Annotated in this window: 24 protein-coding genes and 1 other RNA gene; 13 read left to right on the top strand and 12 right to left on the bottom strand. The window is 66.4% G+C overall.

What is annotated here, in order from left to right; all coding sequences use genetic code 11:
- A complete protein-coding gene (locus tag LPB260_RS06540) occupies window positions 1-759 on the top strand; it encodes a TerC family protein (protein ID WP_208707892.1) in 759 nt (252 codons plus the stop codon).
- 98 nt (window positions 760-857) lie between these two features.
- The gene (gene rhtB / locus LPB260_RS06545) at window positions 858-1,490 is read left to right on the top strand and encodes a homoserine/homoserine lactone efflux protein (protein WP_208707893.1); all 633 of its coding nucleotides are present in this window, start codon (window positions 858-860) and stop codon (window positions 1,488-1,490) included.
- 12 nt (window positions 1,491-1,502) lie between these two features.
- Here rhtB and LPB260_RS06550 read toward each other — a convergent pair whose 3' ends face one another.
- Entirely contained in the window at window positions 1,503-2,276 is a 774-nt protein-coding gene (locus LPB260_RS06550) for an SDR family NAD(P)-dependent oxidoreductase (RefSeq protein ID WP_208707894.1), read from the bottom strand.
- A gap of 145 nt (window positions 2,277-2,421) precedes the next feature.
- Here LPB260_RS06550 and LPB260_RS06555 point away from each other — a divergent pair, with 145 nt between their 5' ends.
- The gene (locus LPB260_RS06555; RefSeq protein WP_208707895.1) at window positions 2,422-2,874 is read left to right on the top strand and encodes a YaiI/YqxD family protein; all 453 of its coding nucleotides are present in this window, start codon (window positions 2,422-2,424) and stop codon (window positions 2,872-2,874) included.
- On the opposite strand, the gene LPB260_RS06560 is transcribed toward LPB260_RS06555, so the two are convergent.
- From LPB260_RS06560 to LPB260_RS06575, 4 genes are all read right to left on the bottom strand, one after another.
- On the bottom strand, window positions 2,871-3,338 hold the full coding sequence (locus tag LPB260_RS06560; RefSeq protein WP_208707896.1) for a thioesterase family protein: 468 nt from the start codon (window positions 3,336-3,338) through the stop codon (window positions 2,871-2,873). The two genes, LPB260_RS06555 and LPB260_RS06560, sit on opposite strands and share 4 nt — an antisense overlap.
- Window positions 3,339-3,453: 115 nt before the next feature.
- Window positions 3,454-4,116 (bottom strand): isoprenoid biosynthesis glyoxalase ElbB, encoded by a 663-nt coding sequence (elbB, locus tag LPB260_RS06565; protein ID WP_208707897.1) that lies wholly within the window; start codon window positions 4,114-4,116, stop codon window positions 3,454-3,456.
- 13 nt (window positions 4,117-4,129) lie between these two features.
- Window positions 4,130-4,960, bottom strand: coding sequence for a dienelactone hydrolase family protein (locus LPB260_RS06570; protein WP_208707898.1), 831 nt, complete (start codon window positions 4,958-4,960; stop codon window positions 4,130-4,132).
- A gap of 145 nt (window positions 4,961-5,105) precedes the next feature.
- Entirely contained in the window at window positions 5,106-5,669 is a 564-nt protein-coding gene (locus LPB260_RS06575) for a DedA family protein (RefSeq protein WP_208710098.1), read from the bottom strand.
- Window positions 5,670-5,881: 212 nt separating this feature from the next.
- Between LPB260_RS06575 and hemB the strand changes: the two genes are divergently transcribed.
- Together hemB and ppk1 are read left to right on the top strand one after the other, a co-directional pair.
- The gene (gene hemB / locus LPB260_RS06580) at window positions 5,882-6,895 is read left to right on the top strand and encodes a porphobilinogen synthase (RefSeq protein ID WP_208707899.1); all 1,014 of its coding nucleotides are present in this window, start codon (window positions 5,882-5,884) and stop codon (window positions 6,893-6,895) included.
- Window positions 6,896-6,912: 17 nt separating this feature from the next.
- Window positions 6,913-9,114, top strand: coding sequence for a polyphosphate kinase 1 (ppk1, locus tag LPB260_RS06585; RefSeq protein WP_208707900.1), 2,202 nt, complete (start codon window positions 6,913-6,915; stop codon window positions 9,112-9,114).
- Here ppk1 and ppx read toward each other — a convergent pair.
- The gene (gene ppx, locus LPB260_RS06590; protein ID WP_208707901.1) at window positions 9,101-10,603 is read right to left on the bottom strand and encodes an exopolyphosphatase; all 1,503 of its coding nucleotides are present in this window, start codon (window positions 10,601-10,603) and stop codon (window positions 9,101-9,103) included. The two genes, ppk1 and ppx, sit on opposite strands and share 14 nt — an antisense overlap.
- Before the next feature lie 247 nt (window positions 10,604-10,850).
- On the opposite strand from ppx, the gene trxA reads away from it, so the two are divergent.
- The 4 genes from trxA to LPB260_RS06610 all read left to right on the top strand — a co-directional run bounded on the left by trxA (window position 10,851) and on the right by LPB260_RS06610 (window position 15,250).
- Window positions 10,851-11,177 (top strand): thioredoxin TrxA, encoded by a 327-nt coding sequence (gene trxA, locus LPB260_RS06595; protein ID WP_208707902.1) that lies wholly within the window; start codon window positions 10,851-10,853, stop codon window positions 11,175-11,177.
- Window positions 11,178-11,424: 247 nt separating this feature from the next.
- Window positions 11,425-12,684 carry a transcription termination factor Rho gene (rho, locus tag LPB260_RS06600; protein WP_208707903.1) on the top strand — a complete coding sequence of 420 codons (1,260 nt, stop codon included), beginning with the start codon at window positions 11,425-11,427 and terminating at the stop codon, window positions 12,682-12,684.
- 131 nt (window positions 12,685-12,815) lie between these two features.
- The gene (ubiD, locus tag LPB260_RS06605; protein ID WP_208707904.1) at window positions 12,816-14,282 is read left to right on the top strand and encodes a 4-hydroxy-3-polyprenylbenzoate decarboxylase; all 1,467 of its coding nucleotides are present in this window, start codon (window positions 12,816-12,818) and stop codon (window positions 14,280-14,282) included.
- Window positions 14,282-15,250: a CDP-6-deoxy-delta-3,4-glucoseen reductase gene (locus tag LPB260_RS06610; RefSeq protein WP_208707905.1), complete on the top strand. Its 969-nt coding sequence runs from the start codon at window positions 14,282-14,284 to the stop codon at window positions 15,248-15,250. Before ubiD ends, LPB260_RS06610 begins: the two co-directional genes overlap by 1 nt.
- A gap of 52 nt (window positions 15,251-15,302) precedes the next feature.
- On the opposite strand, the gene LPB260_RS06615 is transcribed toward LPB260_RS06610, so the two are convergent.
- On the bottom strand, window positions 15,303-16,280 hold the full coding sequence (locus tag LPB260_RS06615) for an NADPH:quinone oxidoreductase family protein (RefSeq protein WP_208707906.1): 978 nt from the start codon (window positions 16,278-16,280) through the stop codon (window positions 15,303-15,305).
- A gap of 156 nt (window positions 16,281-16,436) precedes the next feature.
- On the opposite strand from LPB260_RS06615, the gene LPB260_RS06620 reads away from it, so the two are divergent.
- Window positions 16,437-16,841 carry a flagellar basal body-associated FliL family protein gene (locus tag LPB260_RS06620; protein WP_256625531.1) on the top strand — a complete coding sequence of 135 codons (405 nt, stop codon included), beginning with the start codon at window positions 16,437-16,439 and terminating at the stop codon, window positions 16,839-16,841.
- Between the two features lie 13 nt (window positions 16,842-16,854).
- On the opposite strand, the gene LPB260_RS06625 is transcribed toward LPB260_RS06620, so the two are convergent.
- Window positions 16,855-17,304, bottom strand: a complete 450-nt coding sequence (locus tag LPB260_RS06625) for an EVE domain-containing protein (protein WP_208707907.1) — start codon at window positions 17,302-17,304, stop codon at window positions 16,855-16,857.
- Between the two features lie 198 nt (window positions 17,305-17,502).
- On the opposite strand from LPB260_RS06625, the gene LPB260_RS29000 reads away from it, so the two are divergent.
- Window positions 17,503-17,634 (top strand): hypothetical protein, encoded by a 132-nt coding sequence (locus LPB260_RS29000; RefSeq protein ID WP_256625532.1) that lies wholly within the window; start codon window positions 17,503-17,505, stop codon window positions 17,632-17,634.
- A 45-nt stretch (window positions 17,635-17,679) separates the two neighbouring features.
- On the opposite strand, the gene LPB260_RS06630 is transcribed toward LPB260_RS29000, so the two are convergent.
- From LPB260_RS06630 to LPB260_RS06645, 4 genes are all read right to left on the bottom strand, one after another.
- Window positions 17,680-18,276: a 5-formyltetrahydrofolate cyclo-ligase gene (locus LPB260_RS06630; protein ID WP_208707908.1), complete on the bottom strand. Its 597-nt coding sequence runs from the start codon at window positions 18,274-18,276 to the stop codon at window positions 17,680-17,682.
- Between the two features lie 50 nt (window positions 18,277-18,326).
- Window positions 18,327-18,505: non-coding RNA, 6S RNA (gene ssrS, locus LPB260_RS06635), on the bottom strand.
- Between the two features lie 30 nt (window positions 18,506-18,535).
- Window positions 18,536-18,850, bottom strand: coding sequence for a cell division protein ZapA (locus tag LPB260_RS06640; protein WP_208707909.1), 315 nt, complete (start codon window positions 18,848-18,850; stop codon window positions 18,536-18,538).
- Entirely contained in the window at window positions 18,847-19,056 is a 210-nt protein-coding gene (locus tag LPB260_RS06645) for a TIGR02449 family protein (protein WP_208707910.1), read from the bottom strand. Before LPB260_RS06645 ends, LPB260_RS06640 begins: the two co-directional genes overlap by 4 nt.
- 146 nt (window positions 19,057-19,202) lie before the next feature.
- Here LPB260_RS06645 and LPB260_RS06650 point away from each other — a divergent pair, with 146 nt between their 5' ends.
- Window positions 19,203-19,754 carry a YecA family protein gene (locus LPB260_RS06650; protein ID WP_208707911.1) on the top strand — a complete coding sequence of 184 codons (552 nt, stop codon included), beginning with the start codon at window positions 19,203-19,205 and terminating at the stop codon, window positions 19,752-19,754.
- Window positions 19,755-19,789: 35 nt separating this feature from the next.
- Window positions 19,790-21,124 carry a Xaa-Pro aminopeptidase gene (gene pepP / locus LPB260_RS06655; protein WP_208707912.1) on the top strand — a complete coding sequence of 445 codons (1,335 nt, stop codon included), beginning with the start codon at window positions 19,790-19,792 and terminating at the stop codon, window positions 21,122-21,124.
- Window positions 21,125-21,128 lie beyond the last annotated feature (4 nt).

Genomic DNA, 21,128 nt, shown 5'->3' on the forward strand with positions numbered 1-21,128 from the left:
ATGGAATGGCTACTTAGCCCGGAAATCTGGGTCGCATTTCTCACCCTGACCGCCCTGGAGATCGTCCTCGGCATCGACAACATCATCTTCATCTCGATCCTGGTCAGCCGCCTGCCCAAGGAGCAGCAGCCCAATGCGCGCTTCTTCGGCCTGACCCTGGCGATGGGCACGCGGATCGCGTTGCTGCTGTCTATCACCTGGGTGATGCGCCTGACCGACGACCTGTTCCAGCTCTTCGGCATGGGTGTATCCGGGCGTGACCTGATCCTGTTCTTCGGTGGCCTGTTCCTGCTGTTCAAGAGCACCATGGAGATCTACCACAGCCTGGAGGGCGCCGAGGAGGCGCAGCAGGCCGGCGGCAAGGCCTACGGCTTCATGGGCATCATCGTGCAGATCGCCATCATCGACATCGTCTTCTCCCTGGATTCGGTGATCACCGCCGTCGGCCTGGTCGACAATGTGCCGGTGATGGTCGCCGCCATCGTCATCTCGGTGATCGTGATGATGCTCTCGGCCGCCACCATCAGTGACTTCATCGACAAGCACCCGAGCCTGAAGATGCTCGCCCTGTCGTTCCTGATCATGGTCGGCACCCTGCTGGTGGCCGAGTCGTTCGGCGTGCATGTGCCCAAGGGCTACGTCTACTTCGCCATGGCCTTCTCGCTGGCGGTGGAGGCGATCAACATCCGCCTGCGCGGCGCCATGGCGCGCAAGCGCGGCCAGGAGCCGGTGCACTTGCGCAAGGGCTCGCCGGACTGATCCGCGAGGCTGGTCGTCGCCTGTAGCAAGGGGTAGGCTGAGAAGCCTGCCCCTTTTTTCTGGGCCGTCCTTCAACCATTCGTTTCGAGGTATTCGCCATGGCCCTGCAGACCTGGCTCGCGTTTTTCGTCGCCTGTTGGGTGATCAGCTTGTCGCCCGGGGCCGGGGCCATCGCCTCGATGTCGTCCGGCCTGCAGTACGGCTTCTGGCGCGGCTATTGGACCGCCCTGGGTCTGCAGCTCGGCCTGGCCCTGCAGATCGCCATCGTCGCCGCCGGGGTCGGGGCGATCCTCGCCACCTCGGCGCTGGCCTTCAGCCTGATCAAGTGGTTCGGCGTGCTGTACCTGGTCTATCTCGGTTACCGGCAGTGGCAGGCGCTGCCCGCCGACCTGGCCACGGCGCCCGAGCAGCGCCCCATCGGTCGGCCGCTGACCCTGGTGCTGCGCGGCTTTCTGGTCAATATCAGCAACCCCAAGGCGATCATCTTCATGCTCGCGGTACTGCCGCAGTTCATCGATCCGCAGGCGCCGCTGCTGGCGCAATACCTGCTGATGGGCGTGACCATGATCTGCGTCGACCTGCTGGTGATGGCCGGCTATACCGGCCTGGCCTCGCGGGTCCTGCGCCTGCTGCGCACGCCGCGTCAGCAGCGGCTGATGAACCGCAGCTTCGGCGCCCTGTTCGTCGGCGCCGCGGCGCTGCTGGCCACGGTGCGCCGCACCACGGCCTGAGGCGCGGCCCGCCTACCACTCGATCGGCTGACCGTCCCAGGCCCAGAAGCTGCCGGATTGTTCGGGGCCATGGCGCGCCACCTGCTCCAGCAGACGCTCGGCGGCGAAACTCGCCTGGAACAGCTGCGCAGCCGGCACATTGGCCTGAAAGGGCCGCGACAGCTCGGTGTCGGTGGTGCCCGGGTGCAGCGCCAGCACCGTGCTCTGCGGATTGAGGCGGCTCAGCTCGATGCTGGCGGTGTGCAGCAGCTGATTGAGCGCCGCCTTGCTCGCCCGGTAGCTGTACCAGCCGCCGAGGCGGTTGTCGCCGATCGAGCCGACCCGCGCCGAGAGTGTCGCCACGGTGCACGGGTGGCGCCCGCGCAGCAGCGGCAGCAGGTGCTTGAGCAGCAGGATCGGGGCGAAGGCGTTGACCCGGAAGGTCGCCTGCAACCCGGCCAGATCGAGCTGGGCCAGGCCCTTCTCGGCCTTCGCCGTGCCATCCTGCAGCACGCCGACCGTGCACAGCAGCAGGTGCAGTCGGGCAATACGTGGCTTGAGCCGAGGCGCCAGTTCGGCCAGCTGCGCCTCGTCCGTGGCATCGACGTCCAGCAAGTGCAGGCGCTGGCCATGCTGCCGGGCCAGCGCGGCGAGGCCCTCGGACTGGCTGGCCCGGCGGGCCAGGGCCCACACACCGGCTACGTCGGCGCGGGCCAGCAGCTGTTCGCAGAGGGCCAGGCCGATGCCGCGGCTGGCGCCGCATACCAGCACCTGCGCGGGCTCATCCAGGCGTTGCCAGTAGGGCATGGGGCTTACTCCTGTCGCTCGCCCGGCGGCCAGAGGTGGGCCGCCGGTTGCGTCGGCCAGTATGGACTCATCGGCGAAAGCCGGCATCATGGGCGCCTGGCGGGCGCACCCGTTCGCCATTTCAGTCAGAGGAGAGTGCCGGTCGATGCGTATCTGGATAGATGCCGATGCCTGCCCGCGGGCGGCGCGGGATCAGGTGGTGAAGTTCGCCTTGAAGCGCGGCTACGAGGTGGTGCTGGTGGCCGGGCAGCCGGTGGCGCGGCCCAGCTTCGCCTGCGTGCGCCTGATCGTGGTGCCGAGCGGCCCGGATGCGGCCGACGACTACCTGGTCGAGCATGCGGTGCCCGGCGAACTGGTGATCTGCAGTGACGTGCCGCTGGCCGACCGCCTGGTGAAGAAGGGCGTCGCCGCCCTCGATCCGCGTGGTCGCGAGTTCGACGAGCGCAATATGGGCGACAAGTTGGCCACCCGTAACCTCTTTACCGAGCTGCGCGAGCAGGGCCAGGTCGGCGGCGGCCAGGGCGCCTATTCGGACAAGGACCGCCAGGCCTTCGCCAACGCCCTGGACCGCATCCTCACCCGCTTGAGCCGCGCTTAGCCGCACAGATAGGTGCCGGTGCCCACCGCGACCAGGACGCCCTCGTCGTTGTGCAGTTCGCTGCGTACCACCGCCACCTTGTTGCCCGAGCGCAGCAGCACGGCGCTGGCGGTGAAACTGCGGCCGCGACCGGGGCGCAGGTAGTCGATGCGCAGGTCGATGGTGCCGAGCTTGGACAGCCGTGTCAGGCGCTCGGCGCCCGGCAGCTGATGGTGCCGCTCGAAGGCGCCGATCAGCGCCATGGCGCCGCCGGCGACGTCGAGCAGCGAGGCGATCACGCCGCCATGGAGGATGCCGTGGAGGAAGTTGCCGATCAGCTCGTCCTTCATCGGCAGGACCATCGTCACCCGCTCCGGCGACAGTTGCTCGAGCTGAATGCCGAGCACCTGGTTGAACGGGATGCGCTGCATGAAGCTGCTCACCGCCTCCTGCAGCTCTGCGGTGAATTCATAGGGTTGGGTCATGGCCAGCGTACCTGTGCAGTTTGCCCGACACGCTGCCGCACGGCGGTGGACTTGGCCAGTGGCGCGGCGGGAGTGCCGCGCGCATTGGCCGGATCGACCTGCGCGGTCGGCCGTCTCAGTCGTGGTGGGTCAGTTCGAGGATGCGGTCGACCAGCTTGTTGATCCCCGAGGCGGCCTCGCTGATCGACTGGGCGAGCATGTAGGCCGGGGTGCTGACCAGCTTGCGCGGGCCGTCTTCGATGATCTCGCTGACCTCGCATTCGCGGTGCACGGCGCCCATCTGGGTCAGGGTCGCGGCGGTGTCGTGGTCGTTGCCGATGGTGCATTCCACGCCATTGCCGAAGATCCGCGCCGCCAGCACCGGCGAGATGCAGATCAGGCCGACCGGCTTGCCGGCGCTGGCGAAGGACTTGGCGGCGTTCAGCACGTCCGGTTGCACCTTGAGGTTGGCGCCGCTCAGGGCGAAGTCCGAGAGGTTCTTCGCCGCGCCGAAGCCGCCGGGCATGATCAGCGCATCGAAGTCGTCGGCGTGCAGCTCGCGCACGTCCTTGATCTTACCGCGGGCGATACGCGCGGATTCCACCAGCACGTTGCGGGTCTCGTCCATCTCGTCGCCACTGTAGTGATCGACCACGTGCAGCTGCTCCACGTTCGGCGCGAAGCACTGCACCTGGGCGCCGCGCTGGTCGAGGCGCAGCAGGGTGATCACGCTCTCATGGATCTCGGCGCCGTCGTAGACGCCGCAGCCGGAAAGAATCACTGCCACTTTCTTGTTCATCGAATACTCCTGGTCATGGGGCTGGGCCAAGGTGGCTGCGCAGGAAGCTTCTGGCCCGCTGCTGGGCATCCTTGGCGAGTTGTGGTTGGTAGGTGGCCAGATCGCTGAGGTGGTCGAACACGTGATCGGCGTTTGCGTAGCGCTGCACCTGGATCGCCCCCGGTTGCAGCTGCCGCAGGGCCTCGAGGCACTGGCGGTGATCGGTGATGTGGTCCTCGCCGGCCAGCAGCATCAGCTGCGGCGGCTGCGCACTCATGTGCCGGCGCAGCTGGGCGGGAAAGCCGCAATAGGGGTAGTAGAGAATCGCCGCCCTGACCCGCTCGAGCCCCTGTCGTCCGGGGGCGGCGAAGCCATGGCCGGCCGCGCCGCCATAGGCCAGGGCATCGAGGATGCTCCAGCCGCCATGGGAGAAGCCGAGCAGGGCCAGGCGCCGGCCGTCGACCCGGGGCAGCTCGGCGGCCAGCTCGATGGCGGCATACACGTCCAGGGCGCGCTGGTTGCCCCACAGCTGCTTGCCGGCACACACCGGCCGCCAGTCGTCGATGCCGCGGGCCCCGTGGCTGTCGACGAACAGCGCGGCGTAGCCGGCCGGCAGGAGCCAGTCGTTGACGCTGTCGAGTAGCGCCTGGTGCTGTCCGCTGCAGCCGTGGAACACCAGTACGGTGGCGAAGGGGCCGCTGCCGGCCGGGGTGAACAGGCGCAGGTGCGGGGCCAGGCGGGCCTTGGCGCTGGCCAGGTCGTCGGCTTCCGGCAACAGCGCCGTGCGATAGGGGTAGAGGCCGAGCAGGGCGGCAATGCTCAGCAGGGCCAGGGCGATCAGGAGCCAGCGAAGGGGTCTGCGCATACTGTCTTCACGTGTCACTCGGGCGGTCGCCGGGCCTCGCCTGAGGCGCCGGCGGCGGGTTTGCCATCCCTAGCAATCCTAGTCGCAGACTGCGCCGCGCGATACGCGCCGGGGTGAATTCGCCCGCGCCCGGCCGGCAGGCAACCTAGCGTTCGGAATCGGCCCCTCGGCGCAGGCGCCGGCGCAGCCAGAGCACCACGGCGACCAGCAGCAGGGCGGCGAACACATACAGCTGATAGCGACGCAGATCGCCGAGCAGCGTTTCCAGGGCCGCGCCCAGGTGGTAGGCGGCCAGGCCCAGGCCGCCGGCCCACAGCGCTGCGCCTATGCCGTCGAGCAGCAGGTAGCGGCGCCAGGAGTAGCCAGACAGGCCGATGGCCAGCGGCATCACCGTGCGCATGCCGTAGAGGAAGCGAAAGCTCAGCACCCACAGGTCCGGGTAGCGGCGCAGGTGGCGCAATGCCTTGTCGCCCAGGGCGTGCCAGCGTGGCCGGCGATCGAGAATCTCGCGGCCGTGGCGCCGGCCCAGGTGGTACCACAGCTGATCGCTGGCATAGGTGCCGCAGAAGGCGCACAGCACCACCCATTCCAGGCTCAGGTAGCCGCGCAGGGCCAGGTAGGCTGCCAGCAGCAGCGACACCTCGCCTTCGAGGAAGGTGCCCAGGACCAGGGCCGGGTAACCGTATTGCTGCAGCAGGTCTTCGAGCATGGGAACAACCGCGGGAAGGGGCATTCAGCCTACTCCCTCGGAACCGGGCGGAAAACTCCGGGCGACTCGACGGATACACGCCGGCATGGCCACAATGCGGCTCCGGCCGCTGCGACCCGCCGTCGCAGACTCGATTCCGCTGTCATCTATTGGTCATAATGACCGCTTATAACTGTCACACTCGCCCGTTCGCGCGGGCTCTGGAGTCTGCCGTGAGCTTTACCCCCGCCAATCGCCTGTTCCCTGCCACTCGCCTGCGCCGCAATCGTCGCGACGATTTCTCCCGGCGCCTGGTGCGCGAGCATCGCCTGAGCGTCGACGACCTGATCCTGCCGGTGTTCGTCCTCGACGGCGAAGGCCGCCGCGAGGCGGTGGAGTCGATGCCCGGGGTCGAGCGCCTGTCCATCGACCTGCTGCTGCAGGAGGCGGAAAAGTGGGTGGCCCTGGGCATTCCGGCGCTGGCGCTGTTCCCGGTGACGCCACTGGAGATGAAGTCCCTGGATGGCGCCGAGGCCTGGAACCCGGACGGCATCGCCCAGCGCGCGATCCGCGCCCTGCGCGCACGCTTCCCGGAGCTGGGGTTGATCAGCGACGTGGCCCTGGACCCCTTCACCACCCACGGCCAGGACGGCATCCTCGACGACAGCGGCTACGTGCAGAACGACATCACCGTCGATGCCCTGGTCAAGCAGGCGCTGTCCCATGCCGAGGCCGGGGCCCAGGTGGTCGCGCCCTCGGACATGATGGACGGCCGCGTGCAGGCGATCCGCGAGGCGCTGGAGCTGGCCGATCACAGCAACGTGCGCATCATGGCCTATTCGGCCAAGTACGCCAGCGCCTACTACGGCCCGTTCCGCGATGCGGTCGGCTCGGCGGGCAACCTCGGCAAGAGCAACAAGTACAGCTACCAGATGGACCCGGCCAACAGCGACGAGGCGCTGCACGAGGTGGCCGCCGACCTGGCCGAAGGCGCCGACATGGTCATGGTCAAGCCGGGCATGCCCTACCTGGATATCGTCGCCCGGGTGAAAAGCGAATTTCGCGCGCCGACCTTTGTCTATCAGGTCAGTGGCGAGTACGCCATGCACATGGCGGCGATCCAGAACGGCTGGCTCTCCGAGGCGGTGATCCTCGAGTCGCTGACCGCCTTCAAGCGCGCCGGCGCCGATGGCATCCTCACCTATTTCGCCGTTCGCGCGGCAGAACTCTTGCAGCAGGGGCAGTAGTCCCCCAGGACCAGACGATGAATACCGAAGGACTCTCCCAGAGCGAAGTGCTCGAGCCGCAGGCGCCAACCGTCGAGTTGCCGGAAGTGCCGGAGCCGGCGCCGATCGAGGCGCCCACCCCGGCGCCGCCTTTGGTGGTGCCGAGCCTGGACGACAGCAGCCTGTACATCCATCGCGAGCTGTCGCAGCTGCAGTTCAACATCCGCGTGCTGGAGCAGGCGCTGGACGAGTCCTATCCACTGCTGGAGCGGCTGAAGTTCCTCCTGATCTTCTCCAGCAACCTCGACGAGTTCTTCGAGATTCGCGTCGCCGGGCTGAAGAAGCAGATCAACTTCGCCCGCGAGCAGGCCGGTGCCGACGGTCTGCAGCCGCACCAGGCGCTGGCGCGGATCAGCGAGCTGGTGCACGAGCAGGTCGGCCGCCAGTACGCGATCCTCAACGACGTGCTGTTTCCGGCGCTGGCCAAGCACAACATCAACTTCATCCGCCGCCGCCACTGGAACACCAAGGTCAAGGCCTGGGTGCGCCGCTACTTCCGCGACGAGATCGCGCCGATCATCACGCCGATCGGCCTCGATCCGACGCACCCGTTCCCCTTGCTGGTGAACAAGAGCCTGAACTTCATCGTCGAGCTGGAGGGCGTCGACGCCTTTGGCCGCGACTCGGGCCTGGCCATCATCCCGGCGCCGCGCCTGCTGCCACGGGTGATCCGGGTGCCGGAGGAGGTGGGTGGCGCGGGCGCCAACTACGTGTTCCTCTCCTCGATGATCCACGCCCATGCCGACGACCTGTTCCAGGGCATGAAGGTCAAGGGCTGCTACCAGTTCCGCCTGACCCGCAACGCCGACCTGTCGGTGGACACCGAGGACGTCGAGGACCTGGCCCGCGCCCTGCGCGGCGAGCTGTTCTCCCGGCGCTACGGCGACGCGGTGCGCCTGGAGGTGGTCGACAGCTGCCCGAAGAACCTGTCCGACTATCTGCTCAAGCAGTTCGGCCTGACCGAGGGCGAGCTGTACCAGGTCGGCGGCCCGGTCAACCTGACCCGGCTGTTCAGCATCACTGGCCTGGACAGTCATCCAGAGCTGCAGTACACCCCCTTCACCCCGGTGATTCCCAAGCTGCTGCAGAACAGCGAGAACATCTTCAGCGTGGTCAGCAAGCAGGACATCCTCCTGCTGCACCCCTTCGAGTCGTTCACCCCAGTGGTCGACCTGCTGCGCCAGGCGGCGAAGGACCCGCACGTGCTGGCGATCAAGCAGACGCTGTACCGCAGCGGGGCCAACTCGGAGATCGTCGATGCGCTGGTGGAGGCGGCGCGCAACGGCAAGGAGGTCACCGCGGTGATCGAGCTGCGCGCGCGCTTCGACGAGGAATCCAACCTGGCCCTGGCCAGCCGCCTGCAGGCCGCCGGCGCGGTGGTGATCTACGGTGTGGTCGGGTTCAAGACCCACGCCAAGATGATGCTGATCCTGCGTCGCGAGAACGGCGATATCGTTCGCTACGCCCACGTAGGCACCGGCAACTACCACGCCGGCAACGCCCGCCTGTACACCGACTACAGCCTGCTCACCGCCGACGTGGCCCTCGGCGAGGACGTGGCCAAGCTGTTCAGCCAGCTGATCGGCATGGGCAAGACCCTGCGCATGAAGAAGCTGCTGCACGCGCCCTTCACCCTGAAGAAGACCCTGCTCGACCTGATCGGTCGCGAGACGGCGCTGGCCAGCGAGGGCAAGCCGGCGCACATCATCGCCAAGTTCAACTCGCTGACCGACGCCAAGATCATTCGCGCGCTGTACAAGGCCAGCCAGGCCGGGGTGAAGATCGACCTGGTGGTGCGCGGCATGTGCTGCCTGCGCCCGGGCATTCCCGGGGTGTCGCACAACATCCAGGTGCGCTCGATCATCGGCCGCTTCCTCGAGCACACCCGGGTGTTCTACTTCCTCAACGAGGGCGAGGAGAAGATCTACCTATCCAGTGCCGACTGGATGGAGCGCAACCTGGACAAGCGGGTCGAGACCTGTTTCCCGGTGGAGGGCAAGAAACTGGTCACCCGGGTGAAGAAGGAGCTGGAAAGCTACCTGACCGACAACACCCAGGCCTGGGTGCTGCAGCCCGACGGTCGTTACCTGCGTTGCAGCCCGACCGGCAACCAGAACCCGCGCAGTGCCCAGGCGGGTCTGCTGGAGAAGCTGACGGCGCCGGTGGTCAGCGCACGCTGAGGTCGATGCCGACGCGCTTGAGCCACTCCGCTTCCTGGGTGAAGTCGGCCTGGGTCAGCGGGTTGGCGGCCAGCCAGTCGTCCGGGAAGTGGATCTCCAGGCTGCTCTCGGCCGCGCGCAGCTGCACTTTGGGCATTTCCTGGGTGCCGCGGATGTGATGGAAGAGGATGGCGAAGCGCAGCAGCACGCACAGGCGCACCAGCTTCACGCCCTCGGCGCCGAAGTCGGCGAGCTTGTCCTTGGGGATGTTGCGCCGGTGGCCGCGCACCAGCAGCGCCAGCATCTGCTGGTCGAGGCGTGAGAAGCCGGCCAGGTCGGAATGCTCGACCAGGTAGGCACCGTGCTTGTGGTACTGGTAGTGGGCGATGTCCAGGCCGATCTCGTGGACCCGCGCGGCCCACACCAGCAGTTCGCGGTGCCAGTCGTCGCTCAGGCCCCAGCTGTCCTTCACCTGCTCCAGTGCCTCCAGCGCCTTGCTTTCGACCCGCGCGGCCTGCTCCAGGTCGACGTGGTAACGCTCCATCAGGGCGCTGAGGGTGCGCCCGCGCACGTCCTCGTGATGGTGGCGGCCGAGCAGGTCATAGAGCACGCCTTCGCGCAGCGCCCCCTCGGAGTGGCTCATGCGCTGGATGTCGCAGGCATCGAAGATCGCCTCGAGAATTGCCAGGCCGGCGGGGAAGATGCCGCGTCTGTCCGGCTTGATGCCGTCCAGATCGAGCTTGTCCACTTCGCCGAGCTTGAAGATCTTGCGCTTGAGCCAGGCCAGGCCTTCCGGATTGACCTCGCCGCTGCCCAGGCCGGCGGCCTGGATGGCCAGGCCGATGGCCTTGATGGTGCCCGATGCACCCACCGCGTCTTCCCACTTGTGCCGGCGCAGGGCGTGCTCGATGCCCATCACCTCCAGGCGCGCCGCGGTGTAGGCCTGGGCGTAGCGCGCCGGGGTGATCTTGCCGTCGCGGAAGAAGCGCTGGGTATAGCTCACGCAGCCCATCTGCAGGCTCTCGCGCAGCAGGGGCTCGAAGCGCAGGCCGACGATGAACTCGGTGCTGCCGCCGCCGATGTCGGCGACCAGGCGCTTGCCCGGGGTGGCGGCGATGCTGTGGGACACGCCGAGGTAGATCAGGCGCGCCTCCTCGCGGCCGGAGATGACCTCCACCGGATGGCCGAGAATCTCCTCGGCGCGGCGGATGAACTCGCCACGGTTGCGCGCCTCGCGCAGGGCATTGGTGCCGACGATGCGCAGCGCGCCCTCCGGCAGGCTGGCAGTCAGCTGGGCGAAACGGCGCAGGCAGTCGAGGCCGCGGACCATGGCCTCTTCGCTGAGCAGGCGCTGTTCGTCGATGCCGGCGGCCAGCTGGACCTTGTCGCCGAGGCGTTCGAGCACGCGAATCTCGCCGTGATCGGCCTTGGCCAGAACCATGTGGAAGCTGTTGGAGCCCAGGTCGATAGCTGCAATCAAGGGAAAAGACTCGGCTGGAGTGTGCGGCATGGGGCATAGGTCTCGGTGCGGATCCATGCCATCCTGCCACGATAGCCCGGGTGAGCCAACGCATACCGACGCCGCAGGCGTCCCCGTGGCCCGCGCAATCGGCCGCCACCGGGCTCAGCCGGCGACGCCTGCGGGCAGGTGAATTTGTGCGGGTCCATAGTTAAGCTCAATGGCGTCTGCCTTCCTGTGCCAGGCAAGCCGGGCTATGATGTCGATCACTTTTTGCTTCCGAACACGGAGACTTTCCATGAGCGAATTCATCACCAACGTCAGCGATGCTAGCTTCGATGAAGAAGTTATCCAGGCTGAGGGTCCGGTATTGGTCGATTACTGGGCTGAGTGGTGCGGCCCATGCAAGATGATTGCCCCCGTCCTCGACGAGATCGCCCAGACCTACCAGGGCAAGCTGAAGGTGTGCAAGCTGAACATCGACGAGAACCAGGATACCCCGCCGAAGTACGGTGTGCGCGGCATCCCGACCCTGATGCTGTTCAAGAACGGCAACGTCGAAGCGACCAAGGTTGGTGCACTGTCCAAGTCGCAGCTGGCCGCCTTCCTCGACAGCAACATCTAAAGTCGCTGTGTGGCAAAAAGGCCCCGAATATGCGGGGCTTTTTTCCGTCTGAAGGCTAGACGCCTTCGTCAGGCCGGTGTTACATTCGGCCTCGCTGCATTTCCTATGCAGCCCTCTGCAAGCCGTCGCCGACGCATTCCTACTCGAATACTTTCGCTACACCAGTAGGCGATCCGTTCGCCTTCTCAGCGGCGCGGCCTCCCAAGCTAATAGCTTATTCTCCCTCCTTCATGATTACGTCATTCCTATGAATCTGACCGAACTCAAGCAAAAGCCGATCACCGAACTGCTGGAAATGGCCGAACAGATGGGCATCGAGAACATGGCCCGTTCGCGCAAGCAGGACGTGATTTTCTCGCTGCTGAAAAAACACTCGAAAAGCGGCGAGGAAATTTCCGGTGATGGCGTGCTGGAGATCCTCCAGGACGGTTTCGGCTTCCTCCGCTCCGCAGACGCCTCCTACCTGGCCGGCCCGGACGACATCTACGTCTCGCCCAGCCAGATTCGCCGCTTCAACCTGCGCACGGGCGACACCATCGTCGGCAAGATTCGTCCGCCGAAAGAAGGCGAGCGTTACTTCGCGCTGCTCAAGGTCGATACGATCAACTACGATCGCCCGGAAAACGCGAAGAACAAGATCCTGTTCGAAAACCTGACGCCGCTGTTCCCCAACAAGCGCCTGGTCATGGAAGCCGGCAACGGCTCCACCGAAGACATCACCGGTCGGGTGATCGACCTCTGCGCGCCGATCGGCAAGGGCCAGCGTGGCCTGATCGTGGCGCCGCCGAAGGCCGGCAAGACCATCATGCTGCAGAACATCGCGGCCAACATCACCCGCAACAACCCCGAGTGCCACCTGATCGTCCTGCTGATCGACGAGCGCCCGGAAGAAGTGACCGAGATGCAGCGCACCGTGCGCGGCGAAGTGGTCGCCTCGACCTTCGATGAGCCGCCGACCCGCCACGTGCAGGTCGCCGAGATGGTGATCGAGAAGGCCAAGCGCCTGGTCGAGCACAAGAAGGACGTGGTCATCCTGCTCGACTCCATCACCCGCCTGGCGCGCGCCTACAACACCGTGATCCCGAGCTCCGGCAAAGTGCTCACCGGTGGTGTCGACGCCCACGCCCTGGAGAAGCCCAAGCGCTTCTTCGGCGCCGCGCGCAACATCGAGGAAGGCGGCTCGCTGACCATCCTCGCCACCGCGCTGGTGGAGACCGGCTCGAAGATGGACGAGGTGATCTACGAGGAATTCAAGGGCACCGGCAACATGGAGCTGCCGCTGGACCGGCGTATCGCCGAGAAGCGCGTGTTCCCGGCGATCAACATCAACCGTTCCGGCACCCGCCGCGAAGAGTTGCTGACCGCCGAGGACGAGCTGCAGCGCATGTGGATCCTGCGCAAGCTGCTGCACCCGATGGACGAGATCGCCGCCATCGAGTTCCTCATCGACAAGCTGAAGGCGACCAAGACCAACGACGAGTTCTTCCTGTCGATGCGTCGCAAGTAAGTCGCTGGGCTGTCGCAAAGGCCGGGGAAACCCGGCTTTTGTGCATCTGCATCCCCGCTATCCTTCTGAATAACCCAGTTCGGCGCTAAACTTTGCGCCCCCTACTGGCCTGCCCGAGACGAGGCTCCTGCATGCAGTATCGCGACCTGCGCGACTTTATTCGCGGTCTGGAACAGCGCGGCGAACTCAAGCGAATCCATACCCCGGTTTCCCCGGTGCTGGAAATGACCGAGATCTGCGACCGCACCCTGCGCAAGGCCGGCCCGGCGCTGCTGTTCGAGAACCCCACGGGCTTCGCCATGCCGGTGCTCGGCAACCTGTTCGGCACGCCCAAGCGGGTGGCCCTGGGCATGGGCGCCGAAGAGGTCGCCGAGCTGCGCGAGATCGGCAAGCTGCTGGCCTTCCTCAAGGAGCCTGAGCCGCCGAAGGGCCTGAAGGACGCCTGGTCCAAGCTGCCGATCTTCAAGAAAGTCCTGGCCATGGCGCCCAAGGTACTCAAGGACGCGCCTTGCCAGGAGGTGGTCGAGGAGGGCGAGGATGTCGACCTGGGCAAGCTGCCGGTGCAGACCTGCTGGCCCGGCGATGTCGGGCCGCTGATCACCTGGGGTCTGACCGTCACCAAGGGGCCGAACAAGGAACGGCAGAACCTCGGCATCTACCGCCAGCAGGTGATCGGCCGCAACAAGCTGATCATGCGCTGGCTCAGCCATCGCGGTGGCGCCCTGGATTTCCGTGACTGGTGCGAGAAGTACCCGGGCCGCCCCTACCCGGTGGCGGTGGCCCTGGGCGCCGATCCGGCGACCATCCTCGGCGCCGTCACCCCGGTGCCCGACAGCCTCTCCGAATACGCCTTCGCCGGCCTGTTGCGCGGCAACAAGACTGAGCTGGTCAAGTGCCGCGGCAACGACCTGCAGGTGCCGGCCAGCGCCGAGATCGTCCTCGAGGGGGTGATCCATCCGGGCGAGATGGCCGACGAGGGACCCTATGGCGACCACACCGGCTACTACAACGAAGTGGATCGTTTCCCGGTGTTCACCGTCGAGCGCATCACCCGCCGCCAGCAGCCGATCTACCACAGCACCTACACCGGGCGGCCACCGGACGAGCCGGCGATCCTCGGCGTGGCGCTGAACGAAGTCTTCGTGCCGATCCTGCAGAAGCAGTTCCCCGAGATCACCGACTTCTACCTGCCACCCGAAGGCTGTTCCTACCGCATGGCGGTGGTGACCATGAAGAAGCAGTACCCGGGCCATGCCAAGCGCGTAATGCTCGGGGTCTGGTCGTTTTTGCGACAGTTCATGTACACCAAGTTCGTTATCGTCACCGATGACGACGTCAACGCGCGGGACTGGAACGACGTGATCTGGGCCATCACCACGCGCATGGACCCCAAGCGCGACACGGTGCTGATCGACAACACGCCGATCGACTACCTCGACTTCGCCTCGCCGGTCTCGGGGCTAGGCTCAAAGATGGGCCTGGATGCCACCCACAAGTGGCCGGGCGAGACCACTCGCGAATGGGGTCGCGCCATCGTCCAGGACGAGGCGGTGAAGCGACGGGTCGATGAACTGTGGAACGAGTTGGGAATTGATTGATGCGTGTCACTCTGCAACCTTCAGGTGCGGTGCTCGAGACTCAGCCGGGTGAGCGCATCCTCGATGCCGCCCGGCGCCTGGGCTACGACTGCCCGCAAAGCTGCCGCAACGGCAATTGCCATATCTGCGCGGCGCTGCTGGTCGAGGGGCGCGTGCAGCAGGCCGGCGCCGAGCTGGACCATGGCGAGCTGCTCACCTGCCTGGCCGAGCCGCTGGGCGACTGCGTGCTGCACTGGGACGGGGTGATGGCGCCCGGCGAGCTGGCGGTGCGCGAGCTGAGCTGCCAGGTGATCGACTGCCAGGCGGTGGGCGGCGACGTCCATCGCCTGAGCCTGCGCGCGCCGGCCGGCAAGATCCCGCGCTACCACGCCGGCCAGTACCTGCTGCTGCAGCGTGAAGATGGCGAGTACGCGGCCTTCTCCCTGGCGTCGGCGCCACACTGCGGCCGTGAGCTGGAGCTGCATATCCTGGCCCGCGACGAGGCGACCCGCGGCTTGCTGGCCTTCCTCCGTGGCCAGGGCTTCGCCCGGGTGCAGCTGCCGTTCGGCGATACCCACCTGGCCGAGCTGCCGGAGGGCCCGCTGGTGCTGATCGCCGCCGGCACCGGCATGGCGCAGATGCACAGTCTGATCGAGCACTGCCGCGCGGCGGGCTTCAGGCACCCGGTGCACCTGTACTGGGGCGCCCGGCGTCCAGAGGACTTCTATCAGCTGCCCTGCTGGAGCGACTGGCAGCAGCTGGACAACCTGTTCCTGCACCAGGTGGTCAGCGACCAGTGCGGCTGGTCGGGCCGTTGCGGCCTGCTGCACGAGGCGGTGCGCGAGGACTTCGCCGACCTCAAACCACTGCACGTTTATGCCAGCGGGTCGCCGGCGATGGTCTATGCGACCCTGGATGCATTGGTCGAGGCCGGCATGGACGCGCACCAGATGCGCGCCGATGTGTTCGCCTATGCGCCCAGGGGCTGAGCGCCGCTCATGAAAAAGGCCGCCTGATGGCGGCCTTTTTCGTTGGCCCGGCCTACCTGACCCGGACCACCAGTTTGCCGACGGCCTGACGCCGGCCGAGGCAGTCGATCGCTGCGCCGGCCTGCTCCAGTGGGAAGGTCTGCGAGACCAGCGGCTTGAGCTTGCCCTCGGCATGCCAGGCGAACAGCTGCTGGAAGTTGGCGGCGTTGTCCTGGGGCTGGCGCTGGGCGAAAGCGCCCCAGAATACGCCGACCACCGCGGCGCCCTTGAGCAGGGCCAGGTTGACCGGCAGCTCGGGGATGCGTCCGCTGGCGAAGCCGACCACTAGCAGGCGTCCGTTCCAGGCGATGCTGCGGATGGCCGCGTCGAACTGGTCGCCGCCCACCGGGTCGTAGATCACGTCGGCGCCCTGGCCGCCGGTCAGGCGCTTGACCTCGTCCTTCAGGCTCTGCTCGCTGTAGTTGATCAGCTCGTCGGCGCCCGCGGCCCTGGACACTTCCAGTTTCTCCGCGCTGCTGGCCGCAGCAATCACCCTGGCGCCCATGGCCTTGCCGATCTCCACCGCGGCCAGGCCGACGCCGCCGGAGGCGCCAAGCACCAGCAGGGTCTCGCCGGGCTGCAGGTTGGCCCGCTGCTTGAGCGCGTGCATCGAGGTGCCGTAGGTCATGCCGAAGGCGGCGGCGCTGAGGAAGTCCATGCTCGACGGGAGCGGCATGACGTTGTAGCCGGGCACGGCCACCTGCTCGGCGAAACTGCCCCAGCCGGTCAGGGCCATCACCCGGTCTCCGACCTTGAGGTGGCCGACCTTCTCGCCGACCGCGCGAACCACGCCTGCGGCTTCGCCACCCGGGGAGAAGGGGAAGGGCGGCTTGAACTGGTACTTGCCCTCGATGATCAGGGTGTCGGGGAAGTTGACCCCGGCGGCATGTACCTCGAGGAGGACTTCGTTCTTCTTCGGCTCGGGGCTGGCGACTTCTTCCAGGGCCAGGGTTTCGGCGGGGCCGAAGGCTTTGCACAGCACGGCTTTCATCGGGCGTTGTCCTCTGTGGTGATGCCCCGCAGTGTAGGAAGCCGGCGGCGGCGGTCAACGAGCATGGTCGACCCTGATTGCGCGGCATAAGCGCCGGGCTTGGGTGCCGGCCCGGCAATGGCTATGCTAGGCCGCAATCTAGTGGAGATCTCGCTCGTGAAAGTCCTTATCGCTGCACTGCTCGCCCTGTCGCTGCCGATGTCGGCCCTGGCCGAAGAGGAGGAAAGCGCCGCCAAGCCGCAGGTGATCTACCACAACCTGTTCCCGGCACTGGTCGGCAACTTCGGCGGCGGGCCGAAGCTGAAGTTCTACAAGGCCGATGTCGCGCTGCGCGTCAGTGGTCCCGAGGCCCAGGCCAAGCTGAAGCACCACGAACCGCTGATCCGCAACCAGTTGGTGATGCTGTTCGCCCAGCAGACCGAGGAGGGCCTGAGCGCGGCGGATGCCAAAGAGGTGCTGCGCCAGGAGGCGTTGAAGCAGGTGCAGCAGGTGCTGACCCAGGAAGAGGGCCAGCCGGTGGTCGAGGACCTGCTGTTCAACAACCTGATCCTGCAGCGCTGACGAGGGCCTGTGCCTAGCGCAGGGCCAGGATCGCCGCCCACTGCTCGGTGCTGACCGGCATTACCGACAGGCGGCTGCCGCGCTGCACCAGGGGCAGCTCGAGCAGGGCGCTCTGCTGCTTCAGCTCGGCCAGCGGGATGACGCGGGCGAAGGCCTCGACGAAGCTCACGTCGACCGCGCTCCAGGGGGTCTTCGTAGCGCTGGCCTTGGCGTCGAAGTAGTGGCTCTGCGGGTCGAGCGCGCTCGGGTCGGCATAGGCCGGGCGGCTGATCCGCGCGATGCCGGCGATGCCGGGCTCGGGGCAGCTGGAGTGATAGAAGAAGAATGCGTCGCCGGCCTGCATGGCGCGCAGGAAGTTGCGTGCCTGGTAGTTGCGTACGCCGTCCCAGCGGGTTTCACCGAGACGCTGCAGGTCGTGGATGGATAATTCATCCGGTTCTGACTTCATCAGCCAATAAGGCATGAACTTTGCTCCATTTGGTCGGTCCGTTTATCGGGCTGATGGTCGTACGAGCCACCGACAACCGTTTGGCGCCTGATATTGCGACGCCGCCGCGGTTGGTCGACAATGCCCGGCCTCGTGCCAGGCACCTCGCGCGACCGATAAAAATAACGCCGCCGGTCCACCGTGCGCAGTGTGCCTTGAAGGAGGAGGCATTCGATGAAACGCAAGCCAGATCTATTGTGGGTATTGGTCATCCTGTTCAGCCTGGGCATGGTTACCACGGGTTACACCCAGAGCCTTTGGGATCGCCAGAACCAGCCGCCGGTCGAGGCCGCTGAGCAGCCCTGAGGCCCTCGCCCGGGGCCGCATCGGGAAGCAGGCTGGCGCCTGCCGTCAGTACCAACCCTTATCCGTTACCGTCGCCTCGAGCGGCACATCCCAGCTGGCCAGCGCCAGTCGATCCACTTGCTGACACTCATGGGCCAGGCCCAAGAGGGTCGGCTTGTGCCAATTTTTGCGCATGCTGCGGTAGGCCAGGCTGCGATCATAGAAGCCGCCGCCCATGCCGAGGCGACCGCCATGGCGGTCGAAACCGACCAGCGGCATTAGAATCAGGTCCAGCGCCCAGACCTTGCGCTGCCGCGCCGGGTCGCGTCTCGGTTCGAGAATGCGGAAGCGGTTGGGCGTCAGGCTGTCGCGCTGGCGCACCCGCTGGAACACCATTTTGGTGCTCGGCCAGGGGTTGAGCACCGGCAAATACGTGGCCTTGCCCCGCCGTTGGGCGGCGCGCAGCAGGGGCCTGGGGTCGATCTCGCCGTCGTTGGGCAGGTACAGGGCAATGTGTCGGGCGCGGCGGAACAGCGGGTGCTGCGCCAGCTGGCGATACAGGTCCTGGGCGGCGCGGCGCTGGGCCTGGGGGCTGAGGCGGCGGCGGGCCTGGCGTAGCAGGCGGCGCAGTTGCGCGCGGGACAGGTCGTTGGTGTCGTGCATGATTCAGGCGGGTAGTCCATCGCCGCGAACGGGCGCTGGGTGAAGAAGGGTGACTCCCCGACGTGCCGCTGTCGGTTTAGCCCTTGAACCCGAGAGTTCAAGGTGGAGGTTGCAGGAGGCGTTAAGGCTTTCCGTCAGGCGGACATGCACACCTGCCTCAACATGCAACCCCCGGGTTTGTGCGTATCGGCTCAGGGACATCACCAACTGGCGCACACCCCAGGGAGTGGCGGCCAGTATACCCGAATCGAGGCTGGCGTCAGCCATTGTGACCATCGCCGTCGCTGCCCAGGGCGGTATCGACCCGCTCGAGCAGGCTGCGCACGTGGTCGCGGGTGCTGCTGGTGTGCTGTTCCAGGTGCTGCTGCTTGTGCAGCAACTCGTGGGAGATGTTCAGGGCGGCCATCACCGCCACGCGGTCGGCGCCGATGACTTTGCCGCTCGAGCGGATCTCGCGCATCTTGCCGTCCAGGTAGCGGGCGGCGCTTTCCAGGTTGGCGCGCTCATCCGGCGGGCAGGCGATGCAGTATTCTTTGTCCAGGATATGGACGGTGACGGTATTCGACTGGGTCATGAGTCCTGCTCCAGGGCTTTTAGGCGCGAAATCATCGATTCGACCTTGTGCCGGGCCATTTCGTTCTTTTCGATCAGATGGGCGCGTTCCTCGCGCCAGGCCTTTTCATTCGCCAGGAGAAGTCGGTTGTGGGCCTTAAGCTGCTCGACGCGCTGGATCAGCAGGTCCAGCTTGGTCGTAAGGGCGTGCAGATCGGCGTCTTCCATGGGTTCTCGCTAAGGCAAGGATTGACCGGACTATATAGGAGCGGGCGGCCTCGGGGTCAAACCCTCGGATGGTCTTGCCGCGCCTGCCGGTGCTAGGATACGAGGCCTTCATTCTAGTGATTGCGCCGTCTGGCGCCTAGTTATCTATGCCGACTTCCAGTTCCGCCTATGCCGCCTTCGCCGCGTTGCTCGCCAGCAGCGCCAATCCCGTTTCTCCCGCCGAACTGCACGGCCTGCTGCTGGGGCGCAGTTGCGCCGGTGCCGGCTTCGAGATCGCACCCTGGCTGGCCGATGCCGCCGAGCTGCTCGGTGGCGCCCCCGAGGACAATGTGCGCCAGGCGCTGATCGGCCTGCAGGAAATGGTCAAGGGCGAATTGACCGGCGAAGAGGTCACCGTGGTCCTGCTGCTGCCTTCCGACGAGGCGCCGCTGCAGGAGCGGGCCAAGGCGCTGGGCCTGTGGTGCCAGGGCTTTCTCGGCGGCTTCGGCCTGACCGCCGGCGACCGCGCGCTGAGCGCCGAAGCCATGGAGGTGCTGCAGGACCTGTCGGCCATCGCCCAGGTGCAGAACGCCCTGGAAGAGTCGGAAGACGGCGAGAACGACTATATGGAAGTGATGGAATACCTGCGCGTCGCGCCGCTGCTGTTGTTCAGCGAATGCGCCAAGCCGGTGGCGGCCGCCAAACCGTCGCTGCACTGATTCTTCATGCCCCCCACACCGGACCCTGCCTGCCCATGACCAGCATCCCCAAGTCGGAATACGCCCGTCGGCGCAAGGCGCTGATGGAGCAGATGGAGCCCAACAGCATCGCCATCCTGCCGGCCGCGCCGGTGTACATCCGCAACCGCGATGTCGAGCACGTGTACCGCCAGGACAGCGACTTCCAGTACCTCTCCGGCTTTCCCGAGCCCGAAGCGGTGATCGCCCTGATTCCGGGGCGCGAACACGGCGAATACGTGTTGTTCTGCCGTGAGCGCGATCCCGAACGCGAGCTGTGGGACGGCCTGCGCGCCGGCCAGGACGGTGCGATCAGCCAGTACGGCGCCGACGATGCCTTTCCCATCGGTGACATCGACGACATCCTCCCCGGCCTGATCGAAGGCCGCGAGCGGGTCTACTACGCCATGGGCACCAACCAGGAATTCGACCGCCACCTGATGGAGTGGATCAACGTGATCCGCTCCAAGGCGCGCCAGGGCGCCCAGCCGCCGAACGAGTTCGTCGCCCTCGACCACCTGCTGCACGACATGCGCCTGTACAAGAGCGCCGCCGAGGTCAAGGTGATGCGCGAGGCCGCGCAGATTTCCGCCCGCGCCCATATCCGCGCCATGCAGGCCAGCCGTCCCGGCCTGCACGAGTTCCACCTGGAAGCCGAGCTGGACTACGAGTTTCGCAAGGGCGGGGCGAAGATGCCGGCCTACGGCTCGATCGTCGCCGCCGGCCGGAACGCCTGCATCCTGCATTACCGCGAGAACGACGCGCCGCTCAAGGACGGTGACCTGGTGCTGATCGACGCCGGCTGCGAGATCGACTGCTATGCCAGCGACATCACCCGCTGCTTCCCGGTCAACGGCCGCTTCTCGCCGGAGCAGAAAGCCATCTACGAGCTGGTGCTGGCGGCCAACGAGGAGGCGTTCAAGCACATCGCCCCGGGCAAGCACTGGAACGAGGCCCATGAAGCGACGGTGCGGGTGATCACCGCCGGCCTGGTCGAGCTCGGCCTGCTGCAGGGCGAAGTCGACGAGCTGATCGCCAGCGAGGCCTACAAGCCGTTTTACATGCACCGCGCCGGCCATTGGTTGGGCATGGACGTGCACGATGTCGGCGACTACAAGGTCGGCGGTGTCTGGCGCGAGCTGGAGGCCGGCATGGCCATGACCGTCGAGCCGGGCATCTATATCGCCGTCGATAACCAGAACGTGGCGAAGAAATGGCGCGGCATCGGCGTGCGCATCGAGGACGACGTGGTGGTGACCAAGGAGGGTTGCGAGGTGCTCACCACCGGCGTGCCGAAGACAGTCGCGGAGATCGAGGCGCTGATGGCCGCGGCAAAGCGCGAGGTCGCCTGAGGCC

It is taken from the genome of Pseudomonas sp. LPB0260, from assembly GCF_013388395.1.